Source organism: Helicobacter sp. L8, from assembly GCF_003660355.1.
Lineage (GTDB): Bacteria > Campylobacterota > Campylobacteria > Campylobacterales > Helicobacteraceae > Helicobacter > Helicobacter labacensis.
On the sequence record NZ_QXQR01000001.1, the window covers coordinates 173,557 to 200,556 of the forward strand.

The following is a 27,000-nucleotide window of genomic DNA, read 5'->3' on the forward strand; positions in this document are numbered from 1 at the left end:
GAGTGTTATGGATTGGGGTCGTGTCGCTTTTGTGATCTTTAGTTTGGGGAGCACCACTTCAGTGGCTAGTTTCTTTTACGATCCTGGTGTAGTGGTGTTATTTATTGCCCTAGCGCTTAACCTCATCACCACCACACTTAAAATCGGGGTGCAAAAACAATTCGCCTCAGAACTCTTGGGAGGCTCGCTCTGCGCTCTCTTGCACCTCATCCCTGCCTTTATTTTCTTCCAAATCCTCAATAACAATATTTACGCCTCTATGCTGATGATTGGCGCGCTACTGAGCAATGTTTTTTGTTTGATCGTCATCATCATTGATGGGGCTAAAACCACAGATACGGAATACCAATGAAACACTACAATCCACACACTATAGAAGCAAAATGGCAGGACATTTGGGCGCAAAGCGGGGTGTTTGAACCCTTGAGCGATTTTAGCAAACCCAAACAATACATCTTAAGCATGTTCCCCTACCCTAGTGGAGCGATTCACATGGGGCATGTGCGCAATTACGCTATTGGGGACGCGCTAGCGCGCTATTACCGCCAAGTGGGCTATAATGTCTTACACCCGATGGGCTTTGATGCCTTTGGCATGCCAGCAGAAAATGCCGCAATTCAATATGGTATCCACCCCAAACAATGGACTTATGAAAACATCGCTAACATGCGTGCCGAATTTCAAGCTTTGGGCTTTTCTTTTTCTAAAACGCGAGAGTTTGCCACCTGCGATCCCCACTACACCAAGATCGAACAAGGCTTTTTTTATTGAAATGTATAAAAAAGGCTTGGTCTATCAAAAAGAGGCGTGGCTGAATTGGTGTCCTAAAGATCACACAGTGCTAGCTAATGAACAGGTGGTTGAGGGGAAATGTTGGCGTTGTGATACCCCTGTGGTGCAAAAACAAATGCCCCAATACTACTTGAAGATCACTAAATACGCCGAAGAACTCTTAGACGAACTCAAAAACCTAGAGGGGCATTGGCCTAGCCAAGTTTTGCGCATGCAAGAAAATTGGATTGGCAAATCACAAGGCTTAGCCTTTGCTTTTAGTTTAGCCTCTGAAAGTGTCGCCCTCTTGGCAGACACACATGCCCAAATTGAGGTTTTCACCACCCGTATAGACACCATTTATGGGGTAACTTTCATCGCCCTAGCCCCCGGGCACCCCATAGTGAGCGCGCTATTACAAGGGGAGCATTTAGATCAAGCCAGCGCACAAGCCATACTAGAGATGCAAAACACTAGCGCACGCGCGCGCTCAATAGAGAAAAAAGGGGTTTTATTGCCCTTGTATGCTTTGCACCCCTTAACCCAAGAGCGCGTCCCCATTTATGTGGCTAACTTCGTGCTAGAGAGTTATGGGAGCGGGGCTTTGATGGGCGTGCCCGCACACGACACACGCGATGGCGAATTTGCTGCGCTTTTAAACATCCCCATTAAGCAAGTCATCAATGAAAAAGGATTTTTAGAACACAGCGATACTTACAACGGACTAACTCCTGAACAAGCGCGCGAAAAATTAAGCGATCTCTTTGAAAAGCAGAGCTTGGGGCGGCGTATCACCCATTACCGCCTGCAAGATTGGGGTATCTCACGCCAACGCTACTGGGGCGCGCTCATCCCCATGGTGCGTTGCGATCATTGTGGACTTGTGCCTGAAAAACTAGAAAACTTGCCTATTTTGTTGCCTGAAGATGTCAAAATTGATGGGGAGGGCAACCCTTTAGAAAAACACCCTGCGTTTAAAGCTTGTCTTTGCCCTGAGTGTGGGCGCAGTGCCCAAAGGGAATGCGACACGATGGACACCTTTTTTCAATCTAGCTGGTATTTCTTGCGCTACACCACACCCAAAGAGCTTTGGGACACACAAGCCTTTGATCCTAAAGAGCTCGCCTATTGGTTGGGCGTGGATGAATACATCGGCGGGGTGGAGCATGCGATCTTACACCTACTCTACGCGCGCTTTTTTACTAAAGTGTTGCGCGATTTGGGGTATCTCAAACTGGATGAGCCCTTTACTTGTCTGACCACTCAGGGCATGGTGCTTAAAAATGGGGCGAAGATGAGCAAATCTAAGGGGAATGTGGTCAGCCCTCAAGAGATTTTAGAAAAGTATGGCGCGGACATCGCACGGCTTTATATCCACTTTGTCGCCCCGCCTAGTAAAGAGCTTGATTGGAATGATCAGGCACTAGAGGGCAGCGCGCGCTTTCTCAAACGCTTTTATGAAAAGTCTTTTCTAGCCCAACCCTGCGATCACCCCCCCAGAGCACAAAACCTTAACGCCATAGAAAAGCAGGCGCGCGCTAAGGTGCATTTAGCCTTACAAAAATGCCATGCCATTTTTGCAAAAAAACAACCCGGTTACCCCTTTAACACCCTCATTGCTGCGTGCATGGAAGCTCTTAACACCCTAGAAAAAACCACCAACCCCACCCTTTGGAGCGAGGCTTATTACATTTTAACCCATGTGCTAGAGCCCCTTATCCCCCATGTTTGCTTCGAGATCGCTGAGCGACTCTTTAAATGCCAAAATTTCAAACCCCAAGAGGTGGATACCACCGCTCTAGAGCAAGATAATATCGAGATCGCTATTACGATCAATGGTAAAAAGCGCGCGAGTATCATCGTGGCTAAGGATTTAGATCGAAATGCCCTTTTAGCCCAAGCCAAAGAGCAGGCGCATAAATGGCTGGAGGGCAAGGAAATTCTTAAAGAGGTGATCGTGCCTTTTAAGTTGGTGAATTTTGTTTTGCGATGAGAGCGTGGGTTGTGGCGTTAGCATTGGTGATGGGTGGCTGTGGTTACCAACCCATCGCCACTTTTGCGCAAAACGCGCTAGGACAGGGGATTTTCGTGCGTCTAGTTGTCAACCTCCCCAACCCTAAAAACTCTGTCGCTTTTAAGGACATGCTCAACCGCGTGATTGTGCAACGCTTCCAAAACACCTTAACCAGTGAGGCGCAAGCCGATTCGATCATCACCATAGAGATCACTAGGGTGATCGACACCTCTATTAGCCAAAACCAAGAGGGTTTTACTACCTTTTATCGCGCCACGGTGTATGTGGACTACACTTATGACAATAAGAAGGGCGTGGTGAAGAAATTTAAGGATAGCGGGTATTATAACTACGCAGTGTCCTTGCAAAACCCCTTAACCACTTACAATAACCGCTTTTATGCCATCTCCCAAGCTTTGGATCAAACTTTGACTCAATTTGTCTCCCAAATCGCTTATGAGGGCAAGTTAAACAAATGAATTTAAACGCCTTTCTCACTTCTCTAGCACAAGAATACGCGCCCTTTGATCCAACGCGTTTTCCTAGAATTTACGCGCGCTTTTTAGAACGCTTTGAGGATAATGTCCCTAAAATCCAAATTGTGGGCACCAATGGCAAGGGGAGCACAGGGCGTTTTCTCACTTTAATGTTAGAGCAAGCGGGTTTCAAAGTGTTGCACTTCTCATCGCCACATCTTTTAACGCTCAACGAACGCTTTTATAGAGATCGCGCTCTGGTGGGTGATTTAGAATTAGAGCATGCCCACGCGCGTTTGCAAGAACTCCACCTAGACCCTAAGATTAGCTTTTTTGAATACATGACCTTACTTGCCCTCATCCTCGCGCAAGATTGCCATTACTTGGTAGCCGAAGCGGGCTTAGGGGGGGAATGGGATAGCACGACAAGTTTACGCGCGCGCTGTGCGCTGATCTTCACCCCCATTAGCCTAGATCATACCGATCGCTTAGGCGACACCTTGGAGCAGATCGCCCACACGAAATTAAAAGCCCTTTGCACTCTAGCCCCCCATACCCCCATCATTTTAGCCCCCCAAGAACCCCAGATCACCAAGCAAGCCAAGCAGATGGCTCAAGATTACGCTTTGCCCTTATTGAGCGTTAGCCCTCCCCAAGGAATCGCTATTGGTTATGCCAAGCAACACCGCTACCCCCCTTTTTTAGCCCAGAATTTTCAAAGCGCGCTCAGCACTTTAGAAACGCTCAAAATTCCCTACACCCCTCCCATTCCTGCACTCAATTTGCGCGCTCGATTCGAACGCCTAGAAGATCGCTTGATCCTAGATGTGGTGCATAATGTCAGCGGGGCGCAAGCCCTCAAGCTTGCTTTGCAGGAGAATTTTGGAGGTGAAAAAATCCACTTGGTTTATAATAGCTACGCTAGAAAAGACGCGCGGGGTGTCTTGGCATGTCTAAAACCCCTCATCGCGCAGGTGTGGGTCTTGGAATTTAAAGACCCCCAGCTAATAGATACGCAAGAACTCACGCGCATGTTGGAAAGTGTGGGCATAGCATGGGCGCGCTTTAGTTGGGAAGATTTTAAGGCGGTGCGCGCGCTTTGGGTGGTCGGGGGGTCTTTTAGCGTGGTGCGCGCCTTTTTAAAGGGATACTATGCAAGATAAACTCGTGCTCACCATCATTGATGAGGGCGGTTCTAAACAGCTTAGACTCTCTAGAAATCTCAAGCAATACTTGGTGATCGCGCTGTTGATCTTGTGCGTGTGCCTTGTAGTGGGGGGGGTGGGGCTGGGCTATTTAGTCAAAAAACTAGGCAAGATCACTTTAGAAAAGCGTATCAGCGAAGCCAAATACCAAGAACTCTACCACAGAAATGACGCGCTCAAGCAAGACATCCAGCACAAGACTCAAGAGATCGCTATTGTGAGCCACCAAATTAGAAATTTAGAGAACATCTTAAAAATCAACAAAGGGGACACACTCAACGCGCAAGCTTATAGCCGTATTAATTTAAAATCCCTCCCCTTAGCCAGCAAGCATTTAGCCCTAGCCTTGATCCCCAATGGTGTGCCCGTGCCAACTTACACACATAAAGTCTTCACCCCCCCCGTGCCTAACAAGCTCCACACACGCGCGGGCTATGATTTTACCACCTCTCCTAACACCCCCGTTTATGCCAGCGCAAGTGGAATCGTAGATGTGGTGTTACTAGGCAGACAGGGGTATGGGAATTTGGTGCGCTTAGAACATGCCTTTGGCTTTAGCTCTATTTACGCGCATTTGAGCCACATTGCGCTAAAACCCAATAGTTTCGTGCATAAAGGAGATTTGGTGGGCTATAGTGCTGGGTTGCACTATGAAGTGCGCTTTTTAGGGCAGGTGGTCAATATGCCCGCTTATTTGGCGTGGAGTTTAGCCAATTTTGAAAGCGTCTTCCAAACCGATTCGCCTATTAATTGGAAGAATCTCTTTTATAGCATTGAAGACATCGCCCAAACCCAAAACTACACCCCCCGCAATCCCTCTAAAGGTGTGCTAAATGTGGTTAAATAGGCGTTTGATTCTCGTCTTCACTTACCAAGATGGGAGCAAATCCCTCAATGTGTTAGCCATTTACAAGCAGATTGCCTACTATGTTTTGTTATTGGTGTTGAGTGTGATTTTATTTTTGATCGCGGTGCTCTATATCTTTGACACCCAAATAGCGCGCAATAAAGCCCAAATTAAAATTTTGCGCGCCGAATTTCTCAAAAGCTCAAAAAAACACACCTTATTGAGTAAGGAAGTGCAGGGCTATGTGGAAGATTTGCTATTAGCCGGGGAGAAAGTCAATGATTTAGAAAATACTGTGGGTGTGGAAAATGACGCTCAAGAAGACAAAACCCCGTTGAGCGCGCGCTTAGATGTGGCTAGTATCACAGGGGCACAGAAAAGTTTCATCATGCGCTTTATCCCCAATGACAACCCCCTAGAATCTTATAAACGCATTTCTGCCGAGTTTTCTAGGCGTTTCCACCCCATTTTACACCGCATGCAAGATCACACCGGCGTGGATTTAAGCACCCCCATTGACACCCCGGTGTATGCTACGGCTAATGGGGTGGTGGGGTTAGCGGGCAATGGGTGGAATGGGGGTTATGGGCGACTCATCAAGCTTTACCACCCCTTTGGGTTTAAAACCTATTACGCACATTTGCATAAAATTGTGGTCAAAGATGGGGAATTTGTCAAAAAAGGGCAACTCATCGCCTATAGTGGGAGCTCTGGGATGAGCACGGGACCCCACCTGCACTATGAAGTGCGCTTTATGGACAAGCCCATCAACCCCATCTTTTTCATCAAATGGAATATGAGGAATTTTGATTTTATCTTCACACAAGAGAGGAATATCGCATGGCCATCTTTACTAACGACCATAAACAAGCTGCTAACGGATCTGCCACCATCATCGCCCAAGGGAGCAAACTCCAAGGGACTTTGAAGATGGATTGCCACCTACATATTGATGGGGAGGTGGAGGGGACAATCCATTCTAGCAACACCGTTGTGATTGGCAAAAACGGGATTGTAGTGGGGGATATTTTTGCCCCCCGCTTGATCGTGAGTGGCAAATTCAATGGCAATGCCCATGCCGATTTAATTGAAATCATGCCCTTGGGCTTTGTAGATGGCAAGATCGTCAGCTCCGAGCTTGTCATCGAACGCAAGGGGATTTTGGTGGGCGAGAGTCGCCCCAAAGATAACGCCCATCCCTTGTTAGAAAATAGGGCGGATTCTAAAACTTGATTCAAGCCAGCCTTTATAGCGCCCTTTTAAAAGGGCTTGAGAGCACAATACTCATTGTGCAAGATGACGCGCAGGCGCGCCAGTGCGCCCAAGTAGCGCGCTTTTTTGCCCCCCAAAAAGCCCTCTTTATCTTCCCTGAGCTTAGAGCCCACTACTTGGATGACATGCGCGCCTTTAGTGCAGAACTTAGCGCGCTTTTAAGCCAGTTGCGCCTCTTTTATCAAGCCCAAGAAGCCAAACAAGATTGTTTGCTCATCGCCCCTTTGAGCGCGCTTTTATACCCCCTACCCAAGCCCTTTTTATGCCAAAGTTTTAGCATCCAAGCCCTAGAAGTCTATCCTCTATCTGAGTTACAGACACGCCTACGCGCCTATGGCTATGAATTTGTGGAGATGGTGGAGTTGGTCGGAGAGGTGAGCGTGCGCGGGGATATTATAGACATTTTTACCCCCGGATCGCCCAAACCCCACCGCCTAAGCTTTTTTGGAGAGGAATGTGAGGACATTAAAACTTTTAATCTAGCCACCCAACTTAGCGATCCACAACTCTTAGAATGCTTGCAAATCCCCCCCGCGCTCTTTAGCCTCACTGAGCAACAACACGCTACCCTTTTAGCGCGCCTTGAGGGCTTAAACACCGATAGTTTAGTGCCCGATATTGCCTCTTTGGGTTGGTGGGTTTTGCAAGACTTTGGGGTGTATCTATGGCAAGAATACAGCGCACTTTTAAGCCCAGAGGCACACCAAGAAGCCCAAGAATACGCCACTCTAGGGTATAGAGCGCCTCTAGAGAAAATCCTAGCCCTGCCCCAATTAGACACGCCCCCAAACTGCCAAGATTTGAATTTGCCCCTAAAAAACTTAAGCGATTTTTGCGCTTTGCACCCCCAACACCAGATCACGCTATTGCACCGCGCTCATGATAGCTTACCCCCTCTAGAACCCCATGTCAGAACCTGTATTTCAGATTGCGTCCTGCATTTTAGCACCCCCACGCACATTTTTATCTCTCTGCACACCTACCCCAAACCCCCCAAAGCCAAACCCTTAAACTTTGCTTTAAGTGAGCTAAGTAGTGGGGATTTTGTGGTGCATGAGGACTATGGGGTGGGGCTTTTTCAGGGGTTGGTGCAACAAAGTGTTTTGGGGAGTGTGCGCGACTTTATCGCCCTAGAGTATCAAAACCACGATCGCCTCTTTGTGCCAGTAGAAAATCTGCACCTGTTAGAGCGCTACATCGCCCCCAACACGCCCATACTGGACAAATTAGGCAAGGGGAGTTTTAGCAAGCTCAAAGCTAAAGTGCGCGCCGAGTTATTGGGGCTGGCTGGGGATATTATCAGCGCGCATGCCAAGCGCATGCTGCTTGAGGGGGTGCAAATTGTGCCTAATTCTGCCCAATTAAAAGCCTTTGAGCGCGCGCGCCCCTTTAAGCTTACAGAGGATCAAGAACGCGCCATAGAGGAGGTTTTAGGCGATCTAGCCAGTGGGCATGTGATGGATCGCCTCTTAAATGGAGATGTGGGCTTTGGCAAAACTGAGATCGCTCTTGTAGCCATTTATGCGCTCGCCCTAGCCAAGAGACAGAGCGCGCTCTTTGTGCCCACCACGCTTTTATCCAACCAACATTTCGCCACCTTGCAAGCGCGCCTAAGCCCCTTTAAAATCCAAGTTGCCAAACTCGATCGCTTTAGCAAGGACAAGGCACGCATTTTAAAAGGCTTGCAAGAGGGAGATATTGATGTGGTGGTGGGCACGCACGCGCTCTTAGGGGCAGAGTTTCAAAACTTAGGACTGGTAGTGGTGGATGAGGAGCATAAATTTGGAGTCAAGCAAAAGGAGGCGATCAAAACTTTAGCCCAAAATGTGCATCTGCTTAGCATGTCTGCTACCCCTATCCCGCGCACCCTAAGCATGGCTTTAGCACAGATCAAGGATATTAGTTATCTAGCCACCCCCCCAGAGAGCAAACTCCCCGTGCGCACCTTTGTGAAAGAAAAATCCCCGGGGTTGCTCAAAGAGATCATTTTAAGAGAGCTTAGGCGCAAGGGACAGGTGTTTTACATTTATAACCATATTCAAAGCATGCCCATCATCCAAAAGATGTTGCAAAACCTCTTGCCCCATCTTAGAGTGGAGATACTGCACTCTAAAACCCCTGCTGCCCAAGCGGAAAGCTTGATTTTGGAATTTGCACAAGGGGGCTTTGAACTCTTGCTATGCACCAGCATTGTCGAATCGGGGATTCACCTCCCCAATGCCAATACGATCATCATTGATCACGCCCATAGTTTTGGGCTAGCCGATTTGCACCAACTTCGAGGGCGCGTAGGTCGGGGCACGCATGAGGGGTTTTGTTATTTTTTGATAGAGGATAAGCGCGCTTTAAATGAGAGCGCGCAAAAACGCCTGCTTGCCCTAGAGAAAAACGCCCATTTGGGGAGTGGGGCGCATATCGCTTTGCACGATTTGGAGATTCGAGGCGGGGGGAATTTGCTAGGGAGTCATCAAAGCGGGCATATTAAGAGTATTGGGTATGCGCTGTATGCGCGTATGCTTGAAGACGCGTTACAAGAAAAAAGTGGCTCTTTGGGGGCGCGTAGCTGTGTGGAGCTCAAATTAGCCGTGAGCGCTTTTTTAAATGCGCAGCTTATTACCAGTAATGCCCTGCGCTTGGAGTTGTATAGACGGCTTTGCCATTGTCAAGAGGTGGAGCAGGTGCTAGAGATTCAGCGCGAAATTCAAGATCGCTTTGGCGCGCTAGATCGCATGAGCGCGCAATTCTTGGCGATCACGCGTATCAAAATCCTAGCCAACAAACTCCAAATCCCCAAGATCACCCACCACCAACAGCATATCACCTTGCACCTCCCCAAACCCGTGTATCTGCAAGCCCCCAGCAAGGACGATAGCGAGGTGCTAAACACCTTGCTAGAGTATTTAGAGCGCGCGCTAGCTTAATTTGTCCTCTAAAATGTCAATGATGGTATTAGCCACTTTGCGCGCGGTTTTGTCCAAGAACTCTATAGGGGTGGTAAAGCCCACACAAGAGCAGTTGATCTCACCTAAAATATATTTGTCCTTGCCATGCTCATCGGTGTCTAAAATGAAATCGGCTGTCCAAATGAGGGGTAGGTCGTAATTGCCTAGTTTGGTTTGGATGTGGGGGAGTTGGCGCAAGAAGTAATGCACTAGATCGTTCCATTGTTCGGGTTTGTCATAGCGATACTTCGCCCCACTAAAAAGAGTCGCGCTAAACGCGTCTGCGCCCTCAGCGGGTTTTTTATGCACCACATAAATGGGGTGTTTGTAGAGCATTAAAATACGGATTTCGCCCTCTTTAATGCGGGGTAAAAAGGTCATATCCACGAGCATGCCATTATCCCCCACTAAATATTTCTCACAAAAATCCATAAATTCGCCCAGCTTGCGGTGCTCGACATGGTTATCCACCGCTTCAATGCATTTAATTTTAGCATCTAAGGGCACTTGGCTAACCCCTGCAGGCAGAGGCTCTTCTAATTGCACATGCCAAATGCCCTCCCCAGTAGAGCCGCGATTTTGCTTTAAGACTCGCTCACCCTTAGCTAAAGTTTTAGGGAAAGTCTTTTTCAAGTCGTGTTTATCTGCCCAAGTAACCCCAATGCGTTTTGCCTCCTCTTTGTCGTAATAGGCGTAAGTGTCATCGGGCACTAGCTCGGTGTCGGCTAATTTAGTGAGCGCGTCCTTTGCCCCATAGCCAATCATCGCGTCTGGGTGGGGCATGCCAACCACGCCATGATCGCAGAGTTTGCGCAAGAGATCAAAATAGAGTTTTTCCTCTTTGAGATTGCCCGGATTGACTCGGGAAACATAGGCATCGGCATGCGCTTGCACATACTCATAAATGCCCTTGGTTTTCTCAGCATCTTTTAAAATCTCATCGGTGAGTTGCACCACCTCAGCCTGCCAACCCATTTTTTTTAGGTAGTCCATCATGGGCACGCTGTCGCGTCTGTGCCCATCTCTGCCCTTGTCCGTCCCGCCCACTGCCTCAAAAAATACCACATGCTTTTTCATACAAATCCTCCAAAAGATTTTTGCGGTGATCCGCTAGCCTTATTGTAACATTATTGGCAAGGAATTGGGGCAGGTTGCAAGAGTTTCTTGGGGGTGTTAAGGACACCAACGCGCGTTGGTGTTGGGATTAAGCCCCTAAGCAAAGCTTTAGGGCTTCGTGTGCGCTTTTTTGGGGATTAGCCAAAGCCCTCGCGAAGGCTTTTTCTTGCGATCCCTAGCACCTACTAGAGGTTAAGTTCGACCTCTCCCTCAGCATTGACCTTCTTGTAGCTGTTGTCATAGGGCTTGGCAAACGCTCTAAGATTGCCATAGACAAGATCAAATAGCCTATCCAAGCCCTTGCGGTTAGACCCTACACTTTCAGCAAACCAAGCATTGGGGCGCACTAGGGCATTGGTGATCTCAAAGATTTTACTCTTTCCAAGCTCTAACAAGGGTTGGTAAGCCTCAATCGCCCCTAAGCCAATGCGCTTATTAATTGCCCTTGCCAAACTTAGGTTTTCTAACAAGCGCAAAAGCACTCTATGGTGTCTGCACTGCAGGGCGACAAATTCTTGCAACTTCAAGCACTCCATGAGTCTATCCATAAACTCTATAGACTGCCAGACGGCTAGCTCAAAATCCTCTAAATCATCTCTGCCCTCATAAGATAGATTCTCCATAGAGGGGCTTAAGCCACTAGCGCACTTACCACTGCCTAACTTCGCCCCTTGTTTAAGGTAGGCGTTGCTCTGCTCCTCTCTTTCTTCTGCTGTTGCCCTGCCTAGCATGCTTGCATTAAAAAAATGAGCCAAATAGCTATACCCGTCCGCATAACCTAAATCAATAGCCTTTTTGTAAAGGGGGACACTCTCTTGGTTGTCAAAGCCCATAACCTCTTTTGCAATCTCACCTAAAAGCACACAAGCCTCGCCATCGCCCTTTTGGGCTTGGGGTTTTAACAACCTGATGGCTTGCTTGCAATACTCCTTAGCTCTGTCTTCATCATCATAAGACATTTCAGCTAACCCCAAATACCCCCGCCCCTCGCCTAAGCTGACCGCTTTTTCAAAAAGCTCTTTTGCCTTTTGTTCGCAATTAGAAATGTTTTTATCTTTAAAGACTTGGCAGGTTTTAAGGATTGCTAAATAATCCTCACTCTCTAGGTCATCTTTTAGGGGGTTTAGGGCGTTTTCTATCTCTTGCCCGCTAATGGCTTCCCCACTCCCATACTCTAGGATTTGGATGTCCCCATTCTCCACATAAATCTTGCCCAACTCCATCATTGCCTGCACTGAGCCTAATTCTATGGCTTTTTCAAAACAACGCATCGCCACATTGTTATCAGGGTATAAAACAATGCCCTCAACTGCCATCTTGCCTAATTCTAGCCACGCACTAGCACTCCCTGCATCTTTGGCTTTCATGTAATCTTTAAAAGCTTGCAAAGTGTTAGCCCCGTATTTCCATAGAGGTTTGACCTGTGGGGTGTTGTCATTGGGGGGTGTGTTTTGGAGTGTGGGGGTGGCTTGGTTTGAGGGTGTGCTTTGGCTAGTAACACATAAAGAACTAAAGCCCTCTTGAAAAGTTGCTAACAAGATTTCTAAATCCTCTAGGGGTTTAGCAAGTCCATTGGCATGTTCTAAAATCTGTGCGCCCTCTTGAGCACTCTTGAGCGCACTAAGGTGGGTGTTGGTTTTAACTCTTAGGCGTTTGGATTGGGAGAGTAGATCTTCTAAATTGGGATCGTCCTCTGCGCTTTGGTGGTAAGTTTCTTCTAGGGCTTTGTTAAAGGTGTTGAGAGTGTCTAAGAGTTGGCTAAACTTAGCGCTTAAATCGCTAACTTCCTCTTGGAGGGCTTCACCCCCCCCCCCCCCCATATCTTGGGCTAGGGATAAAAACAAGCGGTGGGTGCGCTTGGTGGCTTTGAGGTGTTGGGAGAGTTGGTTGGAAATGTGTTGCATGGAAACTCCTTAGATTTGTAAAGTGAGTGGGTATGATAACACAGGTAGACTAACATACCCACTAAAATCTGAAAGGTTGGGGATTTGCGGGCATGGATTTGGATTAGGACTCATGTTAGAAGGGATGAAAGAGATGACTCAGGGGTTTCGAGGTTAAAGAGCTCTTTGCCTGCAAGCTCTTCTAAAAAGATTGTAGCATAAGCCCCTTTGGGCAAGAAAAAACGCAGTTCACCCTGAATTTTTTGGATATTGTAGTGAAAAGTAATATCCGTGGGGAACACTAGGGCATAGCGGCGATCGCCTTGGATGTCAACTAAGCCACTGTAGGGCTCTTCAAAAAAGCCAGCAATATCTTTGGCAAGCAACGCTCTATACCCCGATAATAACCCCGTGGGGGCAAGTCTGTGGGTGTATAAACGCTCCACATCATGCCCTAAATCCTGGTCGTAGTGATAAAAGCACCGCCCAAAGGGATATTGGCATAGCACATCGCCATTTAAGAGTTTAAAATAGTGCTGTTGGGCTTTGAGAATTTGGGATTGTCTTATACTAAGGCATTTAAAATGGCGCACAATCTCTCTAGGACTAAGTACCCGCACAAGGGTATTCAAGCGCATACGCGCGCTCAACCACTGGTTGAACAGGTAACTTTGTTGTTTAGAAAGCAAGACTCGATCGATCCTTTTATTGTCCTGATTCTGTTTGAAATGATCCGCCCAGCTTTCAAAGTGTTGTATCCCAAAGTAATTGGGGAAACCATAAGCCTGTAAAAAAAGCAACACCCCGCTAATCCTTTCAGCGTTGGTTGGATCGAGTTTTGTAAGGCGCACTGAAAAGTGGTTGCCCTTGAGATGCCCTAGGTGCAATTTATGGGGGTGGGCAGTGCTTCTTAGGATTTTGATCCCTTGCTCGGCAAGCATGGGGACATGCCTGTCTAGTTGGGTTTCATAGCTTTTAGGCATGGAAATGTATTGCAACGCCATTGTGTGTTTGTCTTTAAGCCCGGTATAGCCAAAGACCGAAATATTGCAACCTAGCACTTGCGATAGTAGCGTAAGCATCTCCCAAGTGCTCTTGTTTTTCTTGCGCACCTGCACGATGAGATGATCCCCATGCCCATAGAACGCATGCAGGGGTTCTTCTTGCACCGCGAAGTCCCGAGGGCATTTGTGGAAGTGAAACGCGATGGGCGCGTGGCTGCTGGCAAAAAATCTAGGCAAGTTCATGGGGAGAACCACATCTAAAAGCTATCACTCGTAATAAAAAGCACCGCTTGATATTTTTAGATATTCTAAAAGCAACCCCCCATTTTGTAGGTTGATCAAACCACTTGAGGGTATATGGGTATTTACCCCCCCCCCCCCCCCCCCAATATCCCCGCTGTGTTGCGCGCATCTGGTGGCTTTGGCTGTTGGCTGAGAGTGTCTTGCATGGGAAACTCCTCAAATTCAATAAGGCTATTGTAACATACTATTCTACTAAACACCCGTTTTCAATAAGCAAATGGCGGGCGAAATATTTTTGGGCGATGGCTTTATCGTGGGTAATAGCAATCATGGTGGTTTGGTGGCGCGCTTGGTAAGCCATCAACACTTCCATAATTTCATATTTGAGTTTCTTGTCCAGCGCGCTGGTGATCTCATCTAAGAGCAGGACTTGGGGGCGCACTAACATCGCGCGTGCGATCCCTAATCTCTGTCTCTCCCCTCCGCTCAACTCCCTAGGGTAGCGTTTTAAGAGCGTGGGGGCGAGTTTGGCTTGGTGCATGATCGCCTCTAAATCCTCTTGGATACCAAAGCGCCTACACACACTCCCCAACAAGTCTTTGACCAATTTAGCCGGGTTGAGCGCGCTGAGTTGATCTTGAAAAACATACTGGATAGTCTTTCTAAACTCTTTTTCTTTGAGAGTTAGAACATTGGTTTGTTTGTATAAAATTTGCCCGCGATGGAAACTCTCTAACCTAGCGATACACTTAGCCAGCGTGCTTTTCCCACTCCCACTAGAACCCATTAAAGCCACACATTGCCCGCTTTCCACGCAAAAACTAATGTCCTTTAAAATGGGGTATTGCCCATAGGATTTTTCTAAATGCGCCACTTCTAAACTCATGAAAAATACCCCATCTTGTCCCCAAAATAAGTCATCTGCCCGCTTTCTAGCACTAACACGGTTTCACACAGGGCGTAAGCCACTTCCTCATCATGGGTGATGACAAGCCTTTGGGTGTCTAGTTGCAAGAGTAAATCGATCACGCTTTTGGTGTTTGCGCTATCTAGAGAGCTGGTTACCTCATCTAAGAGTAAAATCTTGGCTTCTAGGGCTAAATTTAGCGCGATTTGGATTCGACTAGCCATGCCTCTACTGAGTTCATAAGGGTAAAGCCCCCAGACTTTACTAGGGATATGGAGTTGTTCAAAAATGGGGGGGGTTTGGGCGAGTTTGTCTTTTAGCACCATTTTAAAGGTGTCTTGGATACTCAGGTAGGGGAAAAAGCAACTGATACAATCTTGGAAGACATAGCCTGCACGCCCATGGGTGGCAAGTTTGGCGTATCGGGCTTTAAGGTGGTGGGGCAAAATCCCACAGATCGCCTTAGCTAGCGTGCTTTTCCCGCTCCCACTACTCCCCAAGATCGCCAAATGCGCCCCAGTGGTGAAACTCACATCGCGCAAGATTTGCGCTTGGGGGGCGTAAATATCCAAGTGCGCCACTTCAACCATGCTTTTGCACCCTCTGCCCCATTAACATAAGCCCAAAGACTAGCCCAAAGACGGCTAACCCGGGAGTTAGCACCAACCACCATACCCCTGTAAAAATAGCTTGGGAAGCCTCATTGAGCATATTGCCTAAGCTGGCTTGCCCCACCATGAGCCCTAAGCCAAAAAAGCTCAACAAGGCTTCCGCGCTGATGGCATGCGCGCAGGTGCTAACAAAGAGCACAAACACGCTACTCTTGGCTACGGGCAAGATTTGGGTAAACATGATCGCAAAACGCCCCGCCCCTAGTGCCCTTTCATTTAGGATAAACTCTTGGGTGCGGATATTGGCAAATTCGTCATGGATCACCTTAGCCACGCTCCCCCAAGAAAACACCGCCAAGAGCAAGCTCAAGCTCAACATGCCAAAGGCGCGCTGGTTGAACGCGCTAAAGAGCAAGATGAGGAGCAAGTTAGGCAAAGATAAAAACCCGTCTAAAAAGCGCAATAATAAGGACTGGATCCACTTGGGCGCGTTCAAAGAGAGGAAGGCAAAACCAAAGGCGATCAACATGGCAAATACCCCGCTTAACAAGCCGATGAAAACAGAGGTTCTGAGCGCAAAGAAGAGTCTAGAGAGTTCATCGCGCCCTAAAAAATCCGTGCCCAGCCAATGCGCGCTAGAGGGGGGGAGTTTGAGCTGGGTTAGATCCACTTGGGTGGGATCAAAGGGGGCTAGATAGGGGAGCAAGATCAGCACAGCCAAAATGCATACCGCGTAAATTGCCGCTGTTTTCATGCTTGCCATCTAGGGTTAAGGAGTTTAGCCATGATCTCCACCAAGAGATTGAACAACACAACTACGATGGTGCTCAGTAAGATGATACTCAAAGCTAGAGGGTAGTCCTTGCTAAGGAGGGCGTTGATCGTGGTGTTGCCTAAGCCCCCTATGGAAAACACGCTTTCTACAATGTAAGTCCCTCCCAAAATCCCAGCCGCATTAGCCCCAAAATAACTAATGATGGGCAAAAGAGAATAGCGCAACACCAATCTTAGCTGGATCACCCTTTCACTCACCCCCCATGAACGATAACTGGTTACAAAGGGTTCTTGCAAACTCTCCAACAAGACGCTGCGCACCAAGCGGATATAAATGGCTAGATGCGAGAGGGTGAGCACGGCGATGGGCAAGACCATGTGCCATGCTAAATCGCCCAAACTCTCATCTCCCCCCAACTCATAAACCCCCGAGCTAGGAAAAATCCCCAAGATCACGCTAAAAAACATGATAAACACCAAGCCCAGCCAAAAATTAGGGATGCTAAAAAAAGCCAAACTGCCCAACAACACCACCTTATCCAGCCAAGACTCTTTAAATAACGCGCTCAACACCCCTAACACAAGGGCTAGCACAAAACTCAACACAAAACTGCTCAAACCCAAAATCAAGGTGTAGGGCAGGCGTTCTTGAATGATCTGCGCCACACTCTGCCCGCTTGCAAAGCTGAAACCAAAATCCCCATGCAAGACGCGCCCCAGCCACTCGAAATAGCGCACCAACAAGGGGCGATCTAGACCCAAATTGGCGATCACGCGCGCTTTGATAGCCGGGTTAAGGGCTTGGATACTATCCCCATAAATTCCAGAGATCACATTCCCACTAGAAAAATGCAACACCACAAAGATCACAAAGCTAAAGACGCATAGCAACACTAACGCCCCTAGCACCCTCTTAGCGATAAAAGCAAGCACTAATGCTTACTCCATTCTTGCACGCTGTAGGTAAAGCGCGCCCCATGGTGTCCCAAAATCGTGGACTGGATGCCTGTAATATTGCTGCGGTAGGCTAGGGGGTAGCGCAAATACACCAAAAAGGCAAAGGGAGGATCTTCATGCAAGGCGCGGATGAATTTGGCATACCACAATTTGCGCTGTTCGATCTTATCTGTGGTGCGCGCCTTGAGCAGGGCTTCATCTACCGCCTTGTCGCTGTAGTGGTTGTAATTCCAGCCATTTTCATTGACGCTCGCGTCCATTTTAGTGCTAAAAACGCGGTAAGTTTGCACATCAGGGTCTAGTGGACTTCCCCACCCGATGATGAAACTATCCACCTTGCTGATCTCAAACGCCCCGTGGTTTTTGGCAATGGCATGGGCTTTGATCCCAACTTTGGCTAATTCGCTTTGCAAAATATTAGCTAAGGTAACGCGCAAGGGATCGCTATTGAAGGCGTAAATGTCAAATTCTAAGGGCTTGCCATCTTTGTAAAACACCCCCCCCTTGAGTTTCCAGCCCGCTTTGCCCAAAATCTCCTTAGCCTTTTGGGGGTTGTAGGGGTAACTTTTGGCATTCTTGTCATTAGCCCAGCTAGCTTGGATGGGGTTATTGGCTGCAAAACCATAACCATGCAAAATCTTATGGGCGATAAGTTCCCTATTGATGGCGTAGTTAATCGCTTGGCGCACCGCCAAAGACTTTAATAGATCGTTATGGAAATTAAACATCAACGCCCGGTAATCCGCGCTTTTCATGTCCATGATCTTGATATGGGGATCGCGCTCTAAAGCCCTGACCAGATTGGGTTCTACAAGCGCCACATCTAAAGAGCCATTTTTGATCTCATAGGTGCGCACATTGTAATCGGGCACGATTTTTAAAATCACCTTCTTGGCTTTGGGGCTTCCTCTATAAAAATGCTCATTGGCTACAAAACTGATATAACTCCCCTTTTGCCACTTGGCGAATTTAAAAGGTCCTGTGCCAATGGGGTGTTGGTTGTAGGCATCGGTGTTCAAATCCTTGCCCTCTAAGAGGTGCTTGGGCAACACGCCTATGCTTAAAGCGTCCAATAAGGGGGGGAAGGGGGATTTTAGGGTGATCTTGAGTTGGTAGGGACCTAGGACCTCTACGCTCTTGACTTCCTCAAAGCTAGCGCGCGCAGGGGCGTTGAGTTTCTCATTAAGAGCCTGTTCGATGGTGAATTTCACATCTTGCGCGCTGAATTTCTGCCCGTCATGCCAGCTGACATCTTGTCTTAGATTAAAAACCCACACCAAGCCGTCCTTGCTCACTGTCCAGCTTTTGGCTAAATCTGGTTCAATTTTCATGTCCGGAGAAAAGCGTGTCAAACCGCTGAAGACAAAGTCTAACGCGCTGTCATGATCCTCATCAAACAGCGGGTTGATGCGCGCGGTTTCATTTTCAATGCCAACCACAATCGTATCTTTGGGCGTGGTGGCAAACATTTGTGCCACCAAGAGAGTGGCTAAGAAAAGCGTTTTAATCATGCATCCCCTTTGCGTATAATCTAAGTGAAAAACCGCACTATTATAGTATTATTGACTTTAACGCTGTGTTAACGCGGTTTGGGCGGAACACTCTTTGCATACTCTATATATTCTATTACACCAAAAGGAGTTTTTTATGTCTAATTTAGACTGGGCTAATTTAGCCTTTGAATATGTCAGGACCGATTTTCGTTTCATCGCCCACTATAAGAATGGCGCATGGGGTGTGGGCAATTTGGTAGAAAATAACCAATTAGTCTTGCATGAAGCCTCTCCAGCCCTACACTACGGGCAACAATGTTTTGAGGGGCTAAAAGCCTACCGCTGTAAAGACGGCTCGATCAACCTATTCCGCCCTGAAGAGAACGCTAAACGGCTACAACAATCCTGCCAACGCCTGCTGATGCCCCCCGTGCCTGTGGATTTGTTCGTGCAAGCTTGCACCCAAGTGGTGAGGGCTAATGAAAAATGGCTAGCCCCCCATGGCTTTGGGGCGACCTTGTATGTGCGTCCCCTAGTGTTGGGCGTGGGCGCGGGCTTGGGCTTGCAACCGGCTAAGGAATACCTCTTTGTAGTGTTTTGCGCGCCTGTGGGACCTTATTTCCATGGTGGCATGCGCCCGGCTAATTTTGTGGTTTCTGCCTTTGATCGCGCCGCACCCAATGGCACAGGGGCGGCTAAAGTGGGAGGCAATTACGCAGGTAGCTTGCTTCCGGCTAAACTGGCTAAAGAACAGGGCTTTAGCGATTGTGTTTATTTAGACCCAGCCACCCACACCAAGATCGAAGAAGTGGGCGCGGCAAATTTCTTTGCTATTTCTAAAAAGAGTGGGGCTTTTGTTACCCCAGCTTCCCCCTCTATTCTGCCTAGTATCACGCGTATGTCCTTAGTGCACCTAGCCAAAGAATATCTAGGTTTAGAAGTGCTAGAGGGAGATGTGTTCATCGATTCTTTAGAAGATTACAGCGAGGCGGGGGTGTGTGGCACCGCTGCGGTGATTGTGCCCGTGGGGGGAATTTTTTATAAAGACAAACTGCATGTCTTTTATAGCCAAGAGAAAGCCGGGCCCACCACCCAGAAACTCTATGATATGCTGGTGGGCATGCAATTTGGAGATGTGGACGCGCCTAAAGGTTGGGTGCTGAAAGTCTCTTAACTTCAAGGGAGATTTGGTGAAGGATTTTTTACTCAAGCTCTTATACGGGATGGCTTTAGCCGTGGTGATCGCCCTAGCGCCCAACGCGATCCTAGGAGGGCTACTCAAGCCCTATAACCACATCCACGCCATTGCGCTATTTTTAGACGCGCTTGTGATCTTGCAGGCTTTAGTTTCGCTGATTACAGGCGTACTTGTGGGGCTTGCCTTCAACTTTAACCCTATGAAATCCAGTATTATTGGCGTGGCGACTTTCATCGCCTCTGGGGTAGTCAAACACGGCGCGCATGGTTTAGCCTTAGTGGGGATTGGGGATTTACTCAATGTGCTTCTCATTGCCGCGCTAGCGGTTTTGTTAACCCAATGGCTGGGCGATAGGTTTGGATCACTCACCATCATTTTACAGCCCATTGTGGTTTCTGCGCTCTGTGGTTCTTTGGGTTTACTCATCTTGCCCTACACCACCAGCGTAACTTTGAACATCGGGCAGGGGATTGTGTATTTCACCCAGCTACACCCCTTGCCCATGAGTGTGCTCATCTCGATCTCCTATGCGATCATCATCATCTCGCCTATCTCCACGGTGGCGGTGAGTTTGATCATCGGCTTGACCGGTCTAGCTTCAGGGGCAGCCAATTTAGGCGTAACCTCCACCACCGCCGTGCTCATCATAGGCTCTTTGCTGGCTAAAAACAAGATGGGCGTGAATGTGGCACTCCTGCTAGGGGGCATGAAAATGATGATCCCCAATCTCTTCAAAGCCCCGATCATGTATGCCTGCATTCTCTCCAATGGAGTGGTGGGAGGCTTGATCGCCTACTTTTTCCATGTTACAGGGGATGCCAAGAGCGCGGGTTTTGGTATTGTGGGATTCATCGGTCCTATTAAAGCCTATGAAGAAGCCCTATTGCACCATTTAGATCAACCCTTTGTGCGCGTGCTAGTGGCTTACGCGCTCTTGCCCTTTTTGGGCGCGCTGATCTTGCATTTCTTGTGTTGCAAACTCTTTAAGGGGTATAACCACCAAATCTACGCCTTTCAGGCTAGTTGATGTTTGCGCCCCTGCTAGAGGCTTATATCGCCTCCATGCATTTACCCCCATGCGCGCACAAACCCCCTCTAGTGGTGGGGTTTTCTATCTGTCCGGAGTTTCGAGCGCATGGCTTTGAATTTATCCTCTCTTCTGCTTATGAGCTAAGTTACCACAATTCCCCCTTTGAGCCTTGCGATCTAGCCTTTGGCGCGTCTTTTAGGCTGGAGGGTTACCACAAGAAAATCCTAGATTTTTCCCAAAAGCGCGTGGGCTATACGGGCGAAAATGAGCGAATCAACTTTGACATTTACGACTTTGGCATGGGCTTTGATCACCTGCACTTCCATGAACGCTATTTGCGCGTGCCTTTATACTACCTGCACTTATTCAAACTCTACAATGTAATTAGCGCGTATCAAGACTCCCCCTTTGGGCTGGCTAGTCCAACTCCTGCCCCCTCCTTTGGGCTAGATTACCCGCATTTGGACTTGTGCGCTAGGCAGGAGTGCGATTTTAACGCACGCGCTTTTGCAAGCTTTGTGGCTTCTAACTCTAATGCGCCTGTGCGCAACCATTTTTACCAAGAATTGAGTGCTTATGCCCCTGTGGCTGGAGGGGGCAAGGTGTTTAACACCACCGGAGAACCCGTAGCCAATAAATGGGATTTTCTTAGCCGTTACAAATTCAATTTGTGCTTTGAAAACACAAAGGGCTTGGGTTACACCACAGAAAAGATTATAGATGCCTACTTTGCCCACACCATCCCCATTTATTGGGGCAACCCAGAGGTGGCTAAGGATTTCAACCCTAAAAGCTTTGTCAATGCCCACGACTTTAAGGACTTTAAAGAAACCCTAGACTTTGTGCGCTACCTAGACACCCACCCCAACGCCTATTTAGACATGCTCTATGCCCATCCGCTCAATAACTATGAAGACCAACCCAGCTTTTACAACCAATTGAGCTTTTCTAAGATTTTAGCTTTTTTGCAAAACGCGATCGCCTGCCAAGAGATTTACCATGAACATTGCTTTGCGCGTGTGGCGCACACTTCTATTAGCCGCGCGTTTAAAAGCCGTTTGCATGCCCTAAAAGCCTATGGACTAAAAGGTTTCACCCACTATGATACCAGCGGACTTAAACACCCCCACACTCCGCATTAAAGCGCAGTTTTTGCTATAATACGCCCTTATTAGCTTGCATAAAGGAATCCAATGGGGCAGGATATTTTAGATCAAATCCATGAGAAACTCGATGATCTCTTGGTGAAATTAGCCCTCCTAGAAGAAGAGGTCAAGGATCTACAGCTCAAAAACGCCGCTTTAAACACCCAGCATGACGAAAAAGATCGCCAAATCAACGCCCTATATGAAGAGATCGCCAACAAGGATAAGCGTCTTGTAGAACTGTATGACAAGATTGTCAAAGTGTTTGAAACATGAACGATGCACCCCCCTTCCAAACCATTGAAGTGAGCATTGGAGGAAGGCGCTACAAGATCACCTTAGACTCTAGCTTTAGCCCGGAAACCGCTAGTGAGCTCAAAGAGACTTTTCATCTCAAGGAGATCGCCCCCATGGACCTTTTCAAAGCCTATTTAACCAAGGTGCGCGACATCTCCAAGCTCAACGCCCAGCTAAACAGACTCAACTCCCAACTCGAACAGCTCTTAGATAAAATCCCCTAACTACTTGACATTCCCCATATCCGTAACCTTACCCCACATCAAGCGGTATTTGCGTTTCATAAATTCGATCTCTTCGCGCAATTTGGTGAGCTCATCTTGCAGCACTTCAATGGTGCGCTTGTCCTCTTCATAGACCTCTTGCATGTCAATCACCGCGTCTTTCAAAAAGCCATTTTCATTTTTGTAGGCGTAAATCGCCTCATCTTTAGCCCCAATCACCTTGTCATGCAAACTCAAAATCGTGTTGATGGTTTTTTCCACAAAGACGGGATCGAGCGCGCTACTCCCCATGTTCTCCAGCAAGGCCGGGTAGCCCGCTTTCACGACATTTTTACCCACCACCCGTTTAGCCAGCACCTGCGTGGCACTGTGTAAATCCACCCAAATACGCTCTTCATCGTGTTTGCTTAGAATACTCTTATCCGCAATGAGGGCTAGAACTCTCTCTTTGGGCAATTTAGACACCTCTAAAAACTCTTCTAACGCTATCCAAGTGGCTTCCTGTTCGTCCATCTCAACCTCCACGCAATGTTTGGATCGCCTTGCTGATCGCATCGGCTAGAAAATCTACATCCTCTAAGGTGTGGCTGTAGTGCAAACTCACGCGCACCCACCCGGGTTTAAGCCCTTTTTCTTGCAAGGTGCAAAAGCTACTATCTTCCATGTCGAGCAAATCATGCCCATAAGGACCCGCGCAAGAACACCCCGCCCTAGTTTCAACGCCAAATCGGTGGCTTAAAAATTGCGCCAAAGTGTAACAAGACACCCCGCTGGCATTAAAAGCCACATTGCCTAAACGGGGCGCATGGGGGTTACCATAGATCTGCACGGCTGGGATTTTAGACAAGGCGTGCATGAAAACCTTAGAGAGCATACTCTCGCGCCGCCTGATCGTCCCCGTGCCGATTTCATCGCGCAATTGTAGAGCCAAAGCCGCCCTGAAGAGTTGCACTAAACCATAAGTGCCCACTTCCTCGCGCACATCTGGGCTTTCTACATACTCTTGCGTGCTACGACTCACATACTTCACCACCCCTCCCCCGCTAAAACTAGGGGGTAAACTGCTATCAATGAGCTGTTTTTTTAAACCCAAAATCCCACACGCCCCCACCCCCCCTAAGAGCTTGTGGGCTGAGAGAAAGAGCGCGTCAAACTCCGCTAACTCCAAATTGTCATGCGGACCAAAGGCAGCCGCATCAAAAGCCAAGCGCGCCTTGTAACGCGCACAGAGTTTAGCGATCTCTTTGTAGGGCACAATCATTCCGGTTACATTAGAAGCCACGCCTATAGAAACCAAGGGGGGGGAACTAGAGGTTTTTTGGGCTTCTTGCAAGGCTTGCTGCAAATTCTCCAAAGAGAATAGCCCCTGAGAATCTAATTCCAAGCGCACCACCTCACACAAGCCCTCCCGCCAAGAAATTTCATTAGAATGGTGTTCATAGGGACCGATGATGACTTTAGGTAAGGCGATGTTTTCTAATTTCCCAATAGTTTGGCGACTCTTGGGGGGGATGTAAATGCCTAAAATCTCCTGGAAGCGTTTGATAGCATGGCTAGCCCCAAAGCTAGCGCTCAAAATGACAAAATCCTCCCCCAAGCGCAGGCTTTTTTTAATGCGCGCCTTGCTCTCCAAATACACCTGTTGCATGAGCGCGGCGTGTTTGGAAAACTCTGAATGCGCGTTGGCATAGTAGGGCAGGAGTTTCAGCACGCGCTTTTCAACCAAGGCACTAGCCAACCCAGAAGCCGTCCAATCGAAGTAACGCACCCCCTTTTTTAAGATGAGACTCTCACGCACGCATGCAAGCTGTTCGCGTTTGGAATGCGCCTTGAGTAAGGGCGCAAACATCTGGGCTAAAAAGCGTTGCGTGTCCTTAGCATTTAGTGGAGTTTGGACCATGTAAGTTTAGCCCCCCCCAAAATGTGGAAATGCAAATGGGGCACTTCTTGCCCTCCATCGCTCCCAACATTGGTGATGAGGCGATAGCCCTTTTCTTGAATGCCCAACACTTGGACGACCTCCAACACAAACGCGCTCATGTTAGCCATGAGCTCTGGGGTGATGGCGTTGAAATCCTTCACACCCACCTTGGGGATCACTAGCACATGCACGGGAGCCTTAGGGTTGATGTCCTCAAAGGCTAGAAAATCTTGATTCTCTAACACCTTCTTGCAAGGCAACTCCCCCGCGACAATTTTTTCAAATACATTTTTTTCTTTCACGCGCCCTCTTTGTAGAAATTTCGGGTATTATAGCTGAATTTAGCCACAACGAGTCCAACTCCCTCTTGTCTAAATCTTAATAGACTTTCTTTGCTATAATCTGGCATTTAAACTAAGGAGTAAACCATGGAAGGATTGGCAGGTGTGGTGGCTGGCTCTTCAGCCATTTGTAACACGCATGAGGGTTTGTGCTACCGAGGCTACCCCATTGAAGAGCTAGCGCACAAAGCGGAGTTTGAGGAAGTGGCTTATTTGTTACTCAAGGGGGATTTGCCCACCAAGCGCGCGCTTGTAGAGTTCAAACAAGCCTTACAAGAATACAGGGAGCTCCCCTGTGTTGTCAAACAGGTTTTAGAAGCTCTGCCCATTAGCACCCACCCTATGGAGGTGCTCAAAGCGGGCATAGTCGCGCTTGGTTGCGTGCAACCAGAACAAACTGATTTCTCTAACCAATACCCATGCGCCCTGCAAATCCTAGGCGCGCTCCCTGCTATACTCCTTTACTGGCATCATTACCACAAACACGGCAAGCGGGTTTGTTTGTCTTCTGACTTGGGCATGGCGCATTACATCTTAGAGCACCTACGCGCCCAAAAACCCCTAGAATCTGAGATCAAGGCGATGGATTCGATGTTAACCTTGTATGCCGAACACGAGTTTAACGCCTCCACTTACGCCAACCGCATCACCGCCAGCACTCTCTCTGATCTGCACTCTTGCGTGGTTACGGGTATTGGCACTCTCAAGGGGCGTTTACATGGGGGGGCTAATGAATTGGCGATCGCTTTTATCTTGCGTTTTAATAGCGTGCAAGAAGCCTTGCAAGAGGTGGATAGATTGTTTGCCTGCAAGCAAAAGATCATGGGTTTTGGGCATCGCATTTACAAGCATGCCGATCCTAGAAGCGCGGTAGGCTTTGAGCTAGCCCAACAACTCAAACACTTAGGCGATCCCAAACTCTTTGACATCGCTTTAGCTATCCGCGATCATGTCAAGCAAGAAAAGGGCTTGCCGGATAATATTGACTTTTTTGGAGGGCTAGTTTACCACTATTTGCGCCTAGAGAGACTCTACTACACCCCCTTTTTCGTGTTCTCTAGGGCGGTGGGCTGGATGGCGCATGCGTTCGAACAACGCGCCCACAACCGCATCATCCGCCCTACCTCCACCTACACAGGCGCGCCCAAACGCCCCTTTGTGCGCGTTTAATCCCCCTTCAAAAAGCAGACCCCAATGTATAATGCGCCCTCAGAGCCTCTGCCATGTTTTATGGATGGCTCCTTTTCTGGTTTCTCTCCCCTTTCAGGGGAGCAAACGCTACGCGTTTCTCCGCTTAAAATCGTAGGTCCCATTTTAGCCAGTTTCTCCACACTCAAATACCTTAACTCCTCTAATTTTAAAACCTTTAGAGCGCATTTTAAGGCGCGCTTTTTGGGGGGCTTTATGTGCCCGGGCAACAGCTTTGATCATGTCAAGGGGAGCTTTCCTATCGGCTTTTTGGTGTGGGACTTGGGCGCGCCCCCTAGCCAACCTACCATCCTAGACATCTATGACTCTAAGGCTAACTTTTTGGGGGTCAAAGAGTTTAGAGCCCTAGAGGGGGTAGCCAGTATTAATGAGTGGGTATTCCAATACAAAACAAGTAGCCCTAACTGGGGTTTTGTGGAGCAGGGTAGGGGCGATGTGCAACACACAAGCTATATCCATCTATCCAATGCCCCCAAAGGGCAACACACCCGCCCCCTTTATTAATGCCACTAATCTACATGCCTTAAGTGTGTATTTCAGCGTGCAACATTGCATTAAACCCACATGGATTAACGATCGCGATCAGTTTTATGAACCCTATGATGACTCTTGGCAGAGAGATAGCGACTTTTTAGGCGATTGTTTAATCTTTATGTTGTTTCACTCCCAAAACCGCATTTCTTGCGCGCTGGGGGCTAATCATTTCATCCCCTTTAAGAGGGTGAAGTCAATCCTAAAGCGCGCTACACGCACCACACCTTGCTAGAGTTTTTGGCAGGCAAAGGCGTAGCTTTTGCTCCCACAAGAGGGCTTTTTAAAGACAATGCCCCTCAAGGCTTGCGCGTTTGCCCCACTTTTAGCCAAAGTGCTCAAGTGGTGTTGCAAGCGGGCAAAAAGCTCTATGCCTATTACCACGCACAAGAGGGCTCTAAGCCTAATGCAAGTTTTTATGACATCAAAGAGTTTTTTGCTGGGCGCAATGCCAAAGGCAAACTCAACCCCCCAAGCAAAGCTACAGATGCGTATTACAAAGAGCTTTATAGCGCGTTGCAAGAGAGTTTAGAGATTCTTGCTTTAGAGATCGCCCCCAAAGTGCGGGAGTTTGGGTTTTTACGCTAAG

Annotated in this window: 27 protein-coding genes and 1 pseudogene; 17 read left to right on the plus strand and 11 right to left on the minus strand. The window is 48.1% G+C overall.

Going from position 1 to position 27,000, the window contains the following annotated elements; translation table 11 throughout:
- Positions 1-7: 7 nt before the first annotated feature.
- The 8 genes and pseudogenes from EAO37_RS00820 (at position 8) to EAO37_RS00855 (ending at position 9,506) form a co-directional block, all read left to right on the plus strand.
- Positions 8-352 (plus strand): DUF6394 family protein, encoded by a 345-nt coding sequence (locus EAO37_RS00820; protein WP_120945843.1) that lies wholly within the window; start codon positions 8-10, stop codon positions 350-352.
- Positions 349-2,764: pseudogene (gene leuS, locus EAO37_RS00825) on the plus strand (leucine--tRNA ligase). Before EAO37_RS00820 ends, leuS begins: the two are co-directional and overlap by 4 nt.
- Positions 2,761-3,264, plus strand: a complete 504-nt coding sequence (gene lptE / locus EAO37_RS00830) for an LPS assembly lipoprotein LptE (RefSeq protein ID WP_120950985.1) — start codon at positions 2,761-2,763, stop codon at positions 3,262-3,264. The pseudogene leuS and the gene lptE overlap by 4 nt, the downstream one beginning before the upstream one ends.
- Positions 3,261-4,424, plus strand: coding sequence for a Mur ligase family protein (locus tag EAO37_RS00835; RefSeq protein WP_120950987.1), 1,164 nt, complete (start codon positions 3,261-3,263; stop codon positions 4,422-4,424). The genes lptE and EAO37_RS00835 overlap by 4 nt, the downstream gene beginning before the upstream one ends.
- A complete protein-coding gene (locus tag EAO37_RS00840; protein WP_120950989.1) occupies positions 4,414-5,313 on the plus strand; it encodes a M23 family metallopeptidase in 900 nt (299 codons plus the stop codon). Before EAO37_RS00835 ends, EAO37_RS00840 begins: the two co-directional genes overlap by 11 nt.
- The gene (locus EAO37_RS00845) at positions 5,300-6,241 is read left to right on the plus strand and encodes a M23 family metallopeptidase (protein ID WP_120945848.1); all 942 of its coding nucleotides are present in this window, start codon (positions 5,300-5,302) and stop codon (positions 6,239-6,241) included. Before EAO37_RS00840 ends, EAO37_RS00845 begins: the two co-directional genes overlap by 14 nt.
- On the plus strand, positions 6,154-6,546 hold the full coding sequence (locus EAO37_RS00850; protein ID WP_120950991.1) for a polymer-forming cytoskeletal protein: 393 nt from the start codon (positions 6,154-6,156) through the stop codon (positions 6,544-6,546). The genes EAO37_RS00845 and EAO37_RS00850 overlap by 88 nt, the downstream gene beginning before the upstream one ends.
- On the plus strand, positions 6,543-9,506 hold the full coding sequence (locus tag EAO37_RS00855) for a DEAD/DEAH box helicase (RefSeq protein ID WP_205589713.1): 2,964 nt from the start codon (positions 6,543-6,545) through the stop codon (positions 9,504-9,506). The genes EAO37_RS00850 and EAO37_RS00855 overlap by 4 nt, the downstream gene beginning before the upstream one ends.
- Here the strand turns inward: EAO37_RS00855 and EAO37_RS00860 are convergent.
- The 8 genes from EAO37_RS00860 to EAO37_RS00895 form a co-directional block, all read right to left on the minus strand.
- On the minus strand, positions 9,498-10,604 hold the full coding sequence (locus EAO37_RS00860) for a Cj0069 family protein (RefSeq protein WP_120950993.1): 1,107 nt from the start codon (positions 10,602-10,604) through the stop codon (positions 9,498-9,500). The genes EAO37_RS00855 and EAO37_RS00860 overlap by 9 nt on opposite strands.
- 224 nt (positions 10,605-10,828) lie before the next feature.
- The gene (locus tag EAO37_RS00865) at positions 10,829-12,547 is read right to left on the minus strand and encodes a tetratricopeptide repeat protein (RefSeq protein WP_120950995.1); all 1,719 of its coding nucleotides are present in this window, start codon (positions 12,545-12,547) and stop codon (positions 10,829-10,831) included.
- A 110-nt stretch (positions 12,548-12,657) separates the two neighbouring features.
- The gene (locus tag EAO37_RS00870) at positions 12,658-13,773 is read right to left on the minus strand and encodes a tRNA pseudouridine(13) synthase TruD (protein ID WP_120950997.1); all 1,116 of its coding nucleotides are present in this window, start codon (positions 13,771-13,773) and stop codon (positions 12,658-12,660) included.
- 244 nt (positions 13,774-14,017) lie between these two features.
- Positions 14,018-14,659 (minus strand): dipeptide/oligopeptide/nickel ABC transporter ATP-binding protein, encoded by a 642-nt coding sequence (locus EAO37_RS00875; protein WP_120946298.1) that lies wholly within the window; start codon positions 14,657-14,659, stop codon positions 14,018-14,020.
- Positions 14,656-15,270, minus strand: a complete 615-nt coding sequence (locus EAO37_RS00880) for an ATP-binding cassette domain-containing protein (protein ID WP_120946296.1) — start codon at positions 15,268-15,270, stop codon at positions 14,656-14,658. The genes EAO37_RS00875 and EAO37_RS00880 overlap by 4 nt, the downstream gene beginning before the upstream one ends.
- On the minus strand, positions 15,263-16,045 hold the full coding sequence (locus EAO37_RS00885; protein ID WP_120950999.1) for an ABC transporter permease: 783 nt from the start codon (positions 16,043-16,045) through the stop codon (positions 15,263-15,265). Before EAO37_RS00885 ends, EAO37_RS00880 begins: the two co-directional genes overlap by 8 nt.
- Positions 16,042-16,998: an ABC transporter permease gene (locus EAO37_RS00890; protein ID WP_120946293.1), complete on the minus strand. Its 957-nt coding sequence runs from the start codon at positions 16,996-16,998 to the stop codon at positions 16,042-16,044. Before EAO37_RS00890 ends, EAO37_RS00885 begins: the two co-directional genes overlap by 4 nt.
- Positions 16,998-18,533, minus strand: a complete 1,536-nt coding sequence (locus EAO37_RS00895; protein ID WP_120951001.1) for an ABC transporter substrate-binding protein — start codon at positions 18,531-18,533, stop codon at positions 16,998-17,000. The genes EAO37_RS00890 and EAO37_RS00895 overlap by 1 nt, the downstream gene beginning before the upstream one ends.
- Before the next feature lie 136 nt (positions 18,534-18,669).
- Between EAO37_RS00895 and EAO37_RS00900 the strand changes: the two genes are divergently transcribed.
- The 5 genes from EAO37_RS00900 to EAO37_RS00920 are packed head-to-tail and all read left to right on the plus strand — an operon-like array spanning position 18,670 to position 22,409.
- The gene (locus EAO37_RS00900; protein ID WP_120951003.1) at positions 18,670-19,689 is read left to right on the plus strand and encodes a branched-chain amino acid aminotransferase; all 1,020 of its coding nucleotides are present in this window, start codon (positions 18,670-18,672) and stop codon (positions 19,687-19,689) included.
- A gap of 16 nt (positions 19,690-19,705) precedes the next feature.
- A complete protein-coding gene (locus tag EAO37_RS00905; RefSeq protein ID WP_120946290.1) occupies positions 19,706-20,740 on the plus strand; it encodes a PTS sugar transporter subunit IIC in 1,035 nt (344 codons plus the stop codon).
- On the plus strand, positions 20,740-21,885 hold the full coding sequence (locus EAO37_RS00910; RefSeq protein WP_205589715.1) for a glycosyltransferase family 10: 1,146 nt from the start codon (positions 20,740-20,742) through the stop codon (positions 21,883-21,885). The genes EAO37_RS00905 and EAO37_RS00910 overlap by 1 nt, the downstream gene beginning before the upstream one ends.
- A gap of 51 nt (positions 21,886-21,936) precedes the next feature.
- A complete protein-coding gene (locus EAO37_RS00915; RefSeq protein WP_120946289.1) occupies positions 21,937-22,164 on the plus strand; it encodes a DUF904 domain-containing protein in 228 nt (75 codons plus the stop codon).
- Positions 22,161-22,409 (plus strand): hypothetical protein, encoded by a 249-nt coding sequence (locus tag EAO37_RS00920; RefSeq protein ID WP_120946288.1) that lies wholly within the window; start codon positions 22,161-22,163, stop codon positions 22,407-22,409. Before EAO37_RS00915 ends, EAO37_RS00920 begins: the two co-directional genes overlap by 4 nt.
- Here EAO37_RS00920 and EAO37_RS00925 read toward each other — a convergent pair whose 3' ends face one another.
- The 3 genes from EAO37_RS00925 to EAO37_RS00935 are packed head-to-tail and all read right to left on the minus strand — an operon-like array spanning position 22,410 to position 24,632.
- Positions 22,410-22,922 carry a DUF3972 domain-containing protein gene (locus tag EAO37_RS00925; protein WP_120951005.1) on the minus strand — a complete coding sequence of 171 codons (513 nt, stop codon included), beginning with the start codon at positions 22,920-22,922 and terminating at the stop codon, positions 22,410-22,412. It abuts the gene before it with no gap.
- Position 22,923: 1 nt separating this feature from the next.
- A complete protein-coding gene (locus EAO37_RS00930) occupies positions 22,924-24,309 on the minus strand; it encodes an aminotransferase class V-fold PLP-dependent enzyme (protein WP_120946286.1) in 1,386 nt (461 codons plus the stop codon).
- Positions 24,291-24,632, minus strand: coding sequence for a histidine triad nucleotide-binding protein (locus EAO37_RS00935; protein ID WP_120946285.1), 342 nt, complete (start codon positions 24,630-24,632; stop codon positions 24,291-24,293). Before EAO37_RS00935 ends, EAO37_RS00930 begins: the two co-directional genes overlap by 19 nt.
- Positions 24,633-24,758: 126 nt before the next feature.
- Between EAO37_RS00935 and EAO37_RS00940 the strand changes: the two genes are divergently transcribed.
- From EAO37_RS00940 to EAO37_RS09885, 4 genes are read left to right on the plus strand one after another with little or no spacing between them, the layout of a single operon-like run.
- Positions 24,759-25,841, plus strand: coding sequence for a citrate/2-methylcitrate synthase (locus EAO37_RS00940; RefSeq protein WP_120946284.1), 1,083 nt, complete (start codon positions 24,759-24,761; stop codon positions 25,839-25,841).
- A gap of 24 nt (positions 25,842-25,865) precedes the next feature.
- Positions 25,866-26,384 (plus strand): hypothetical protein, encoded by a 519-nt coding sequence (locus EAO37_RS09485; protein ID WP_240451672.1) that lies wholly within the window; start codon positions 25,866-25,868, stop codon positions 26,382-26,384.
- A 37-nt stretch (positions 26,385-26,421) separates the two neighbouring features.
- A complete protein-coding gene (locus EAO37_RS09880; RefSeq protein WP_162982899.1) occupies positions 26,422-26,646 on the plus strand; it encodes a hypothetical protein in 225 nt (74 codons plus the stop codon).
- The gene (locus tag EAO37_RS09885) at positions 26,640-26,999 is read left to right on the plus strand and encodes a hypothetical protein (protein ID WP_162982900.1); all 360 of its coding nucleotides are present in this window, start codon (positions 26,640-26,642) and stop codon (positions 26,997-26,999) included. Before EAO37_RS09880 ends, EAO37_RS09885 begins: the two co-directional genes overlap by 7 nt.
- Position 27,000: the final 1 nt, after the last annotated feature.

Coding starts and splice junctions, on each gene's coding strand:
- EAO37_RS00845 (WP_120945848.1), top strand. CDS start 5,300: ATGTGGTTAAATAGGCGTTTGATTCTCGTCTTCACTTACCAAGATGGG.
- EAO37_RS00915 (WP_120946289.1), top strand. CDS start 21,937: ATGGGGCAGGATATTTTAGATCAAATCCATGAGAAACTCGATGATCTC.
- EAO37_RS00870 (WP_120950997.1), bottom strand. CDS start 13,773: ATGAACTTGCCTAGATTTTTTGCCAGCAGCCACGCGCCCATCGCGTTT.
- EAO37_RS09485 (WP_240451672.1), top strand. CDS start 25,866: ATGTATAATGCGCCCTCAGAGCCTCTGCCATGTTTTATGGATGGCTCC.
- EAO37_RS00925 (WP_120951005.1), bottom strand. CDS start 22,922: ATGGACGAACAGGAAGCCACTTGGATAGCGTTAGAAGAGTTTTTAGAG.
- EAO37_RS00940 (WP_120946284.1), top strand. CDS start 24,759: ATGGAAGGATTGGCAGGTGTGGTGGCTGGCTCTTCAGCCATTTGTAAC.
- EAO37_RS00820 (WP_120945843.1), top strand. CDS start 8: ATGGATTGGGGTCGTGTCGCTTTTGTGATCTTTAGTTTGGGGAGCACC.
- EAO37_RS00895 (WP_120951001.1), bottom strand. CDS start 18,533: ATGATTAAAACGCTTTTCTTAGCCACTCTCTTGGTGGCACAAATGTTT.
- lptE (WP_120950985.1), top strand. CDS start 2,761: ATGAGAGCGTGGGTTGTGGCGTTAGCATTGGTGATGGGTGGCTGTGGT.
- EAO37_RS00875 (WP_120946298.1), bottom strand. CDS start 14,659: ATGAGTTTAGAAGTGGCGCATTTAGAAAAATCCTATGGGCAATACCCC.
- EAO37_RS00930 (WP_120946286.1), bottom strand. CDS start 24,309: ATGGTCCAAACTCCACTAAATGCTAAGGACACGCAACGCTTTTTAGCC.
- EAO37_RS00880 (WP_120946296.1), bottom strand. CDS start 15,270: ATGGTTGAAGTGGCGCACTTGGATATTTACGCCCCCCAAGCGCAAATC.
- EAO37_RS00865 (WP_120950995.1), bottom strand. CDS start 12,547: ATGCAACACATTTCCAACCAACTCTCCCAACACCTCAAAGCCACCAAG.
- EAO37_RS00920 (WP_120946288.1), top strand. CDS start 22,161: ATGAACGATGCACCCCCCTTCCAAACCATTGAAGTGAGCATTGGAGGA.
- EAO37_RS00850 (WP_120950991.1), top strand. CDS start 6,154: ATGGCCATCTTTACTAACGACCATAAACAAGCTGCTAACGGATCTGCC.
- EAO37_RS00910 (WP_205589715.1), top strand. CDS start 20,740: ATGTTTGCGCCCCTGCTAGAGGCTTATATCGCCTCCATGCATTTACCC.
- EAO37_RS00840 (WP_120950989.1), top strand. CDS start 4,414: ATGCAAGATAAACTCGTGCTCACCATCATTGATGAGGGCGGTTCTAAA.
- EAO37_RS00835 (WP_120950987.1), top strand. CDS start 3,261: ATGAATTTAAACGCCTTTCTCACTTCTCTAGCACAAGAATACGCGCCC.
- EAO37_RS00885 (WP_120950999.1), bottom strand. CDS start 16,045: ATGAAAACAGCGGCAATTTACGCGGTATGCATTTTGGCTGTGCTGATC.
- EAO37_RS00900 (WP_120951003.1), top strand. CDS start 18,670: ATGTCTAATTTAGACTGGGCTAATTTAGCCTTTGAATATGTCAGGACC.
- EAO37_RS00860 (WP_120950993.1), bottom strand. CDS start 10,604: ATGAAAAAGCATGTGGTATTTTTTGAGGCAGTGGGCGGGACGGACAAG.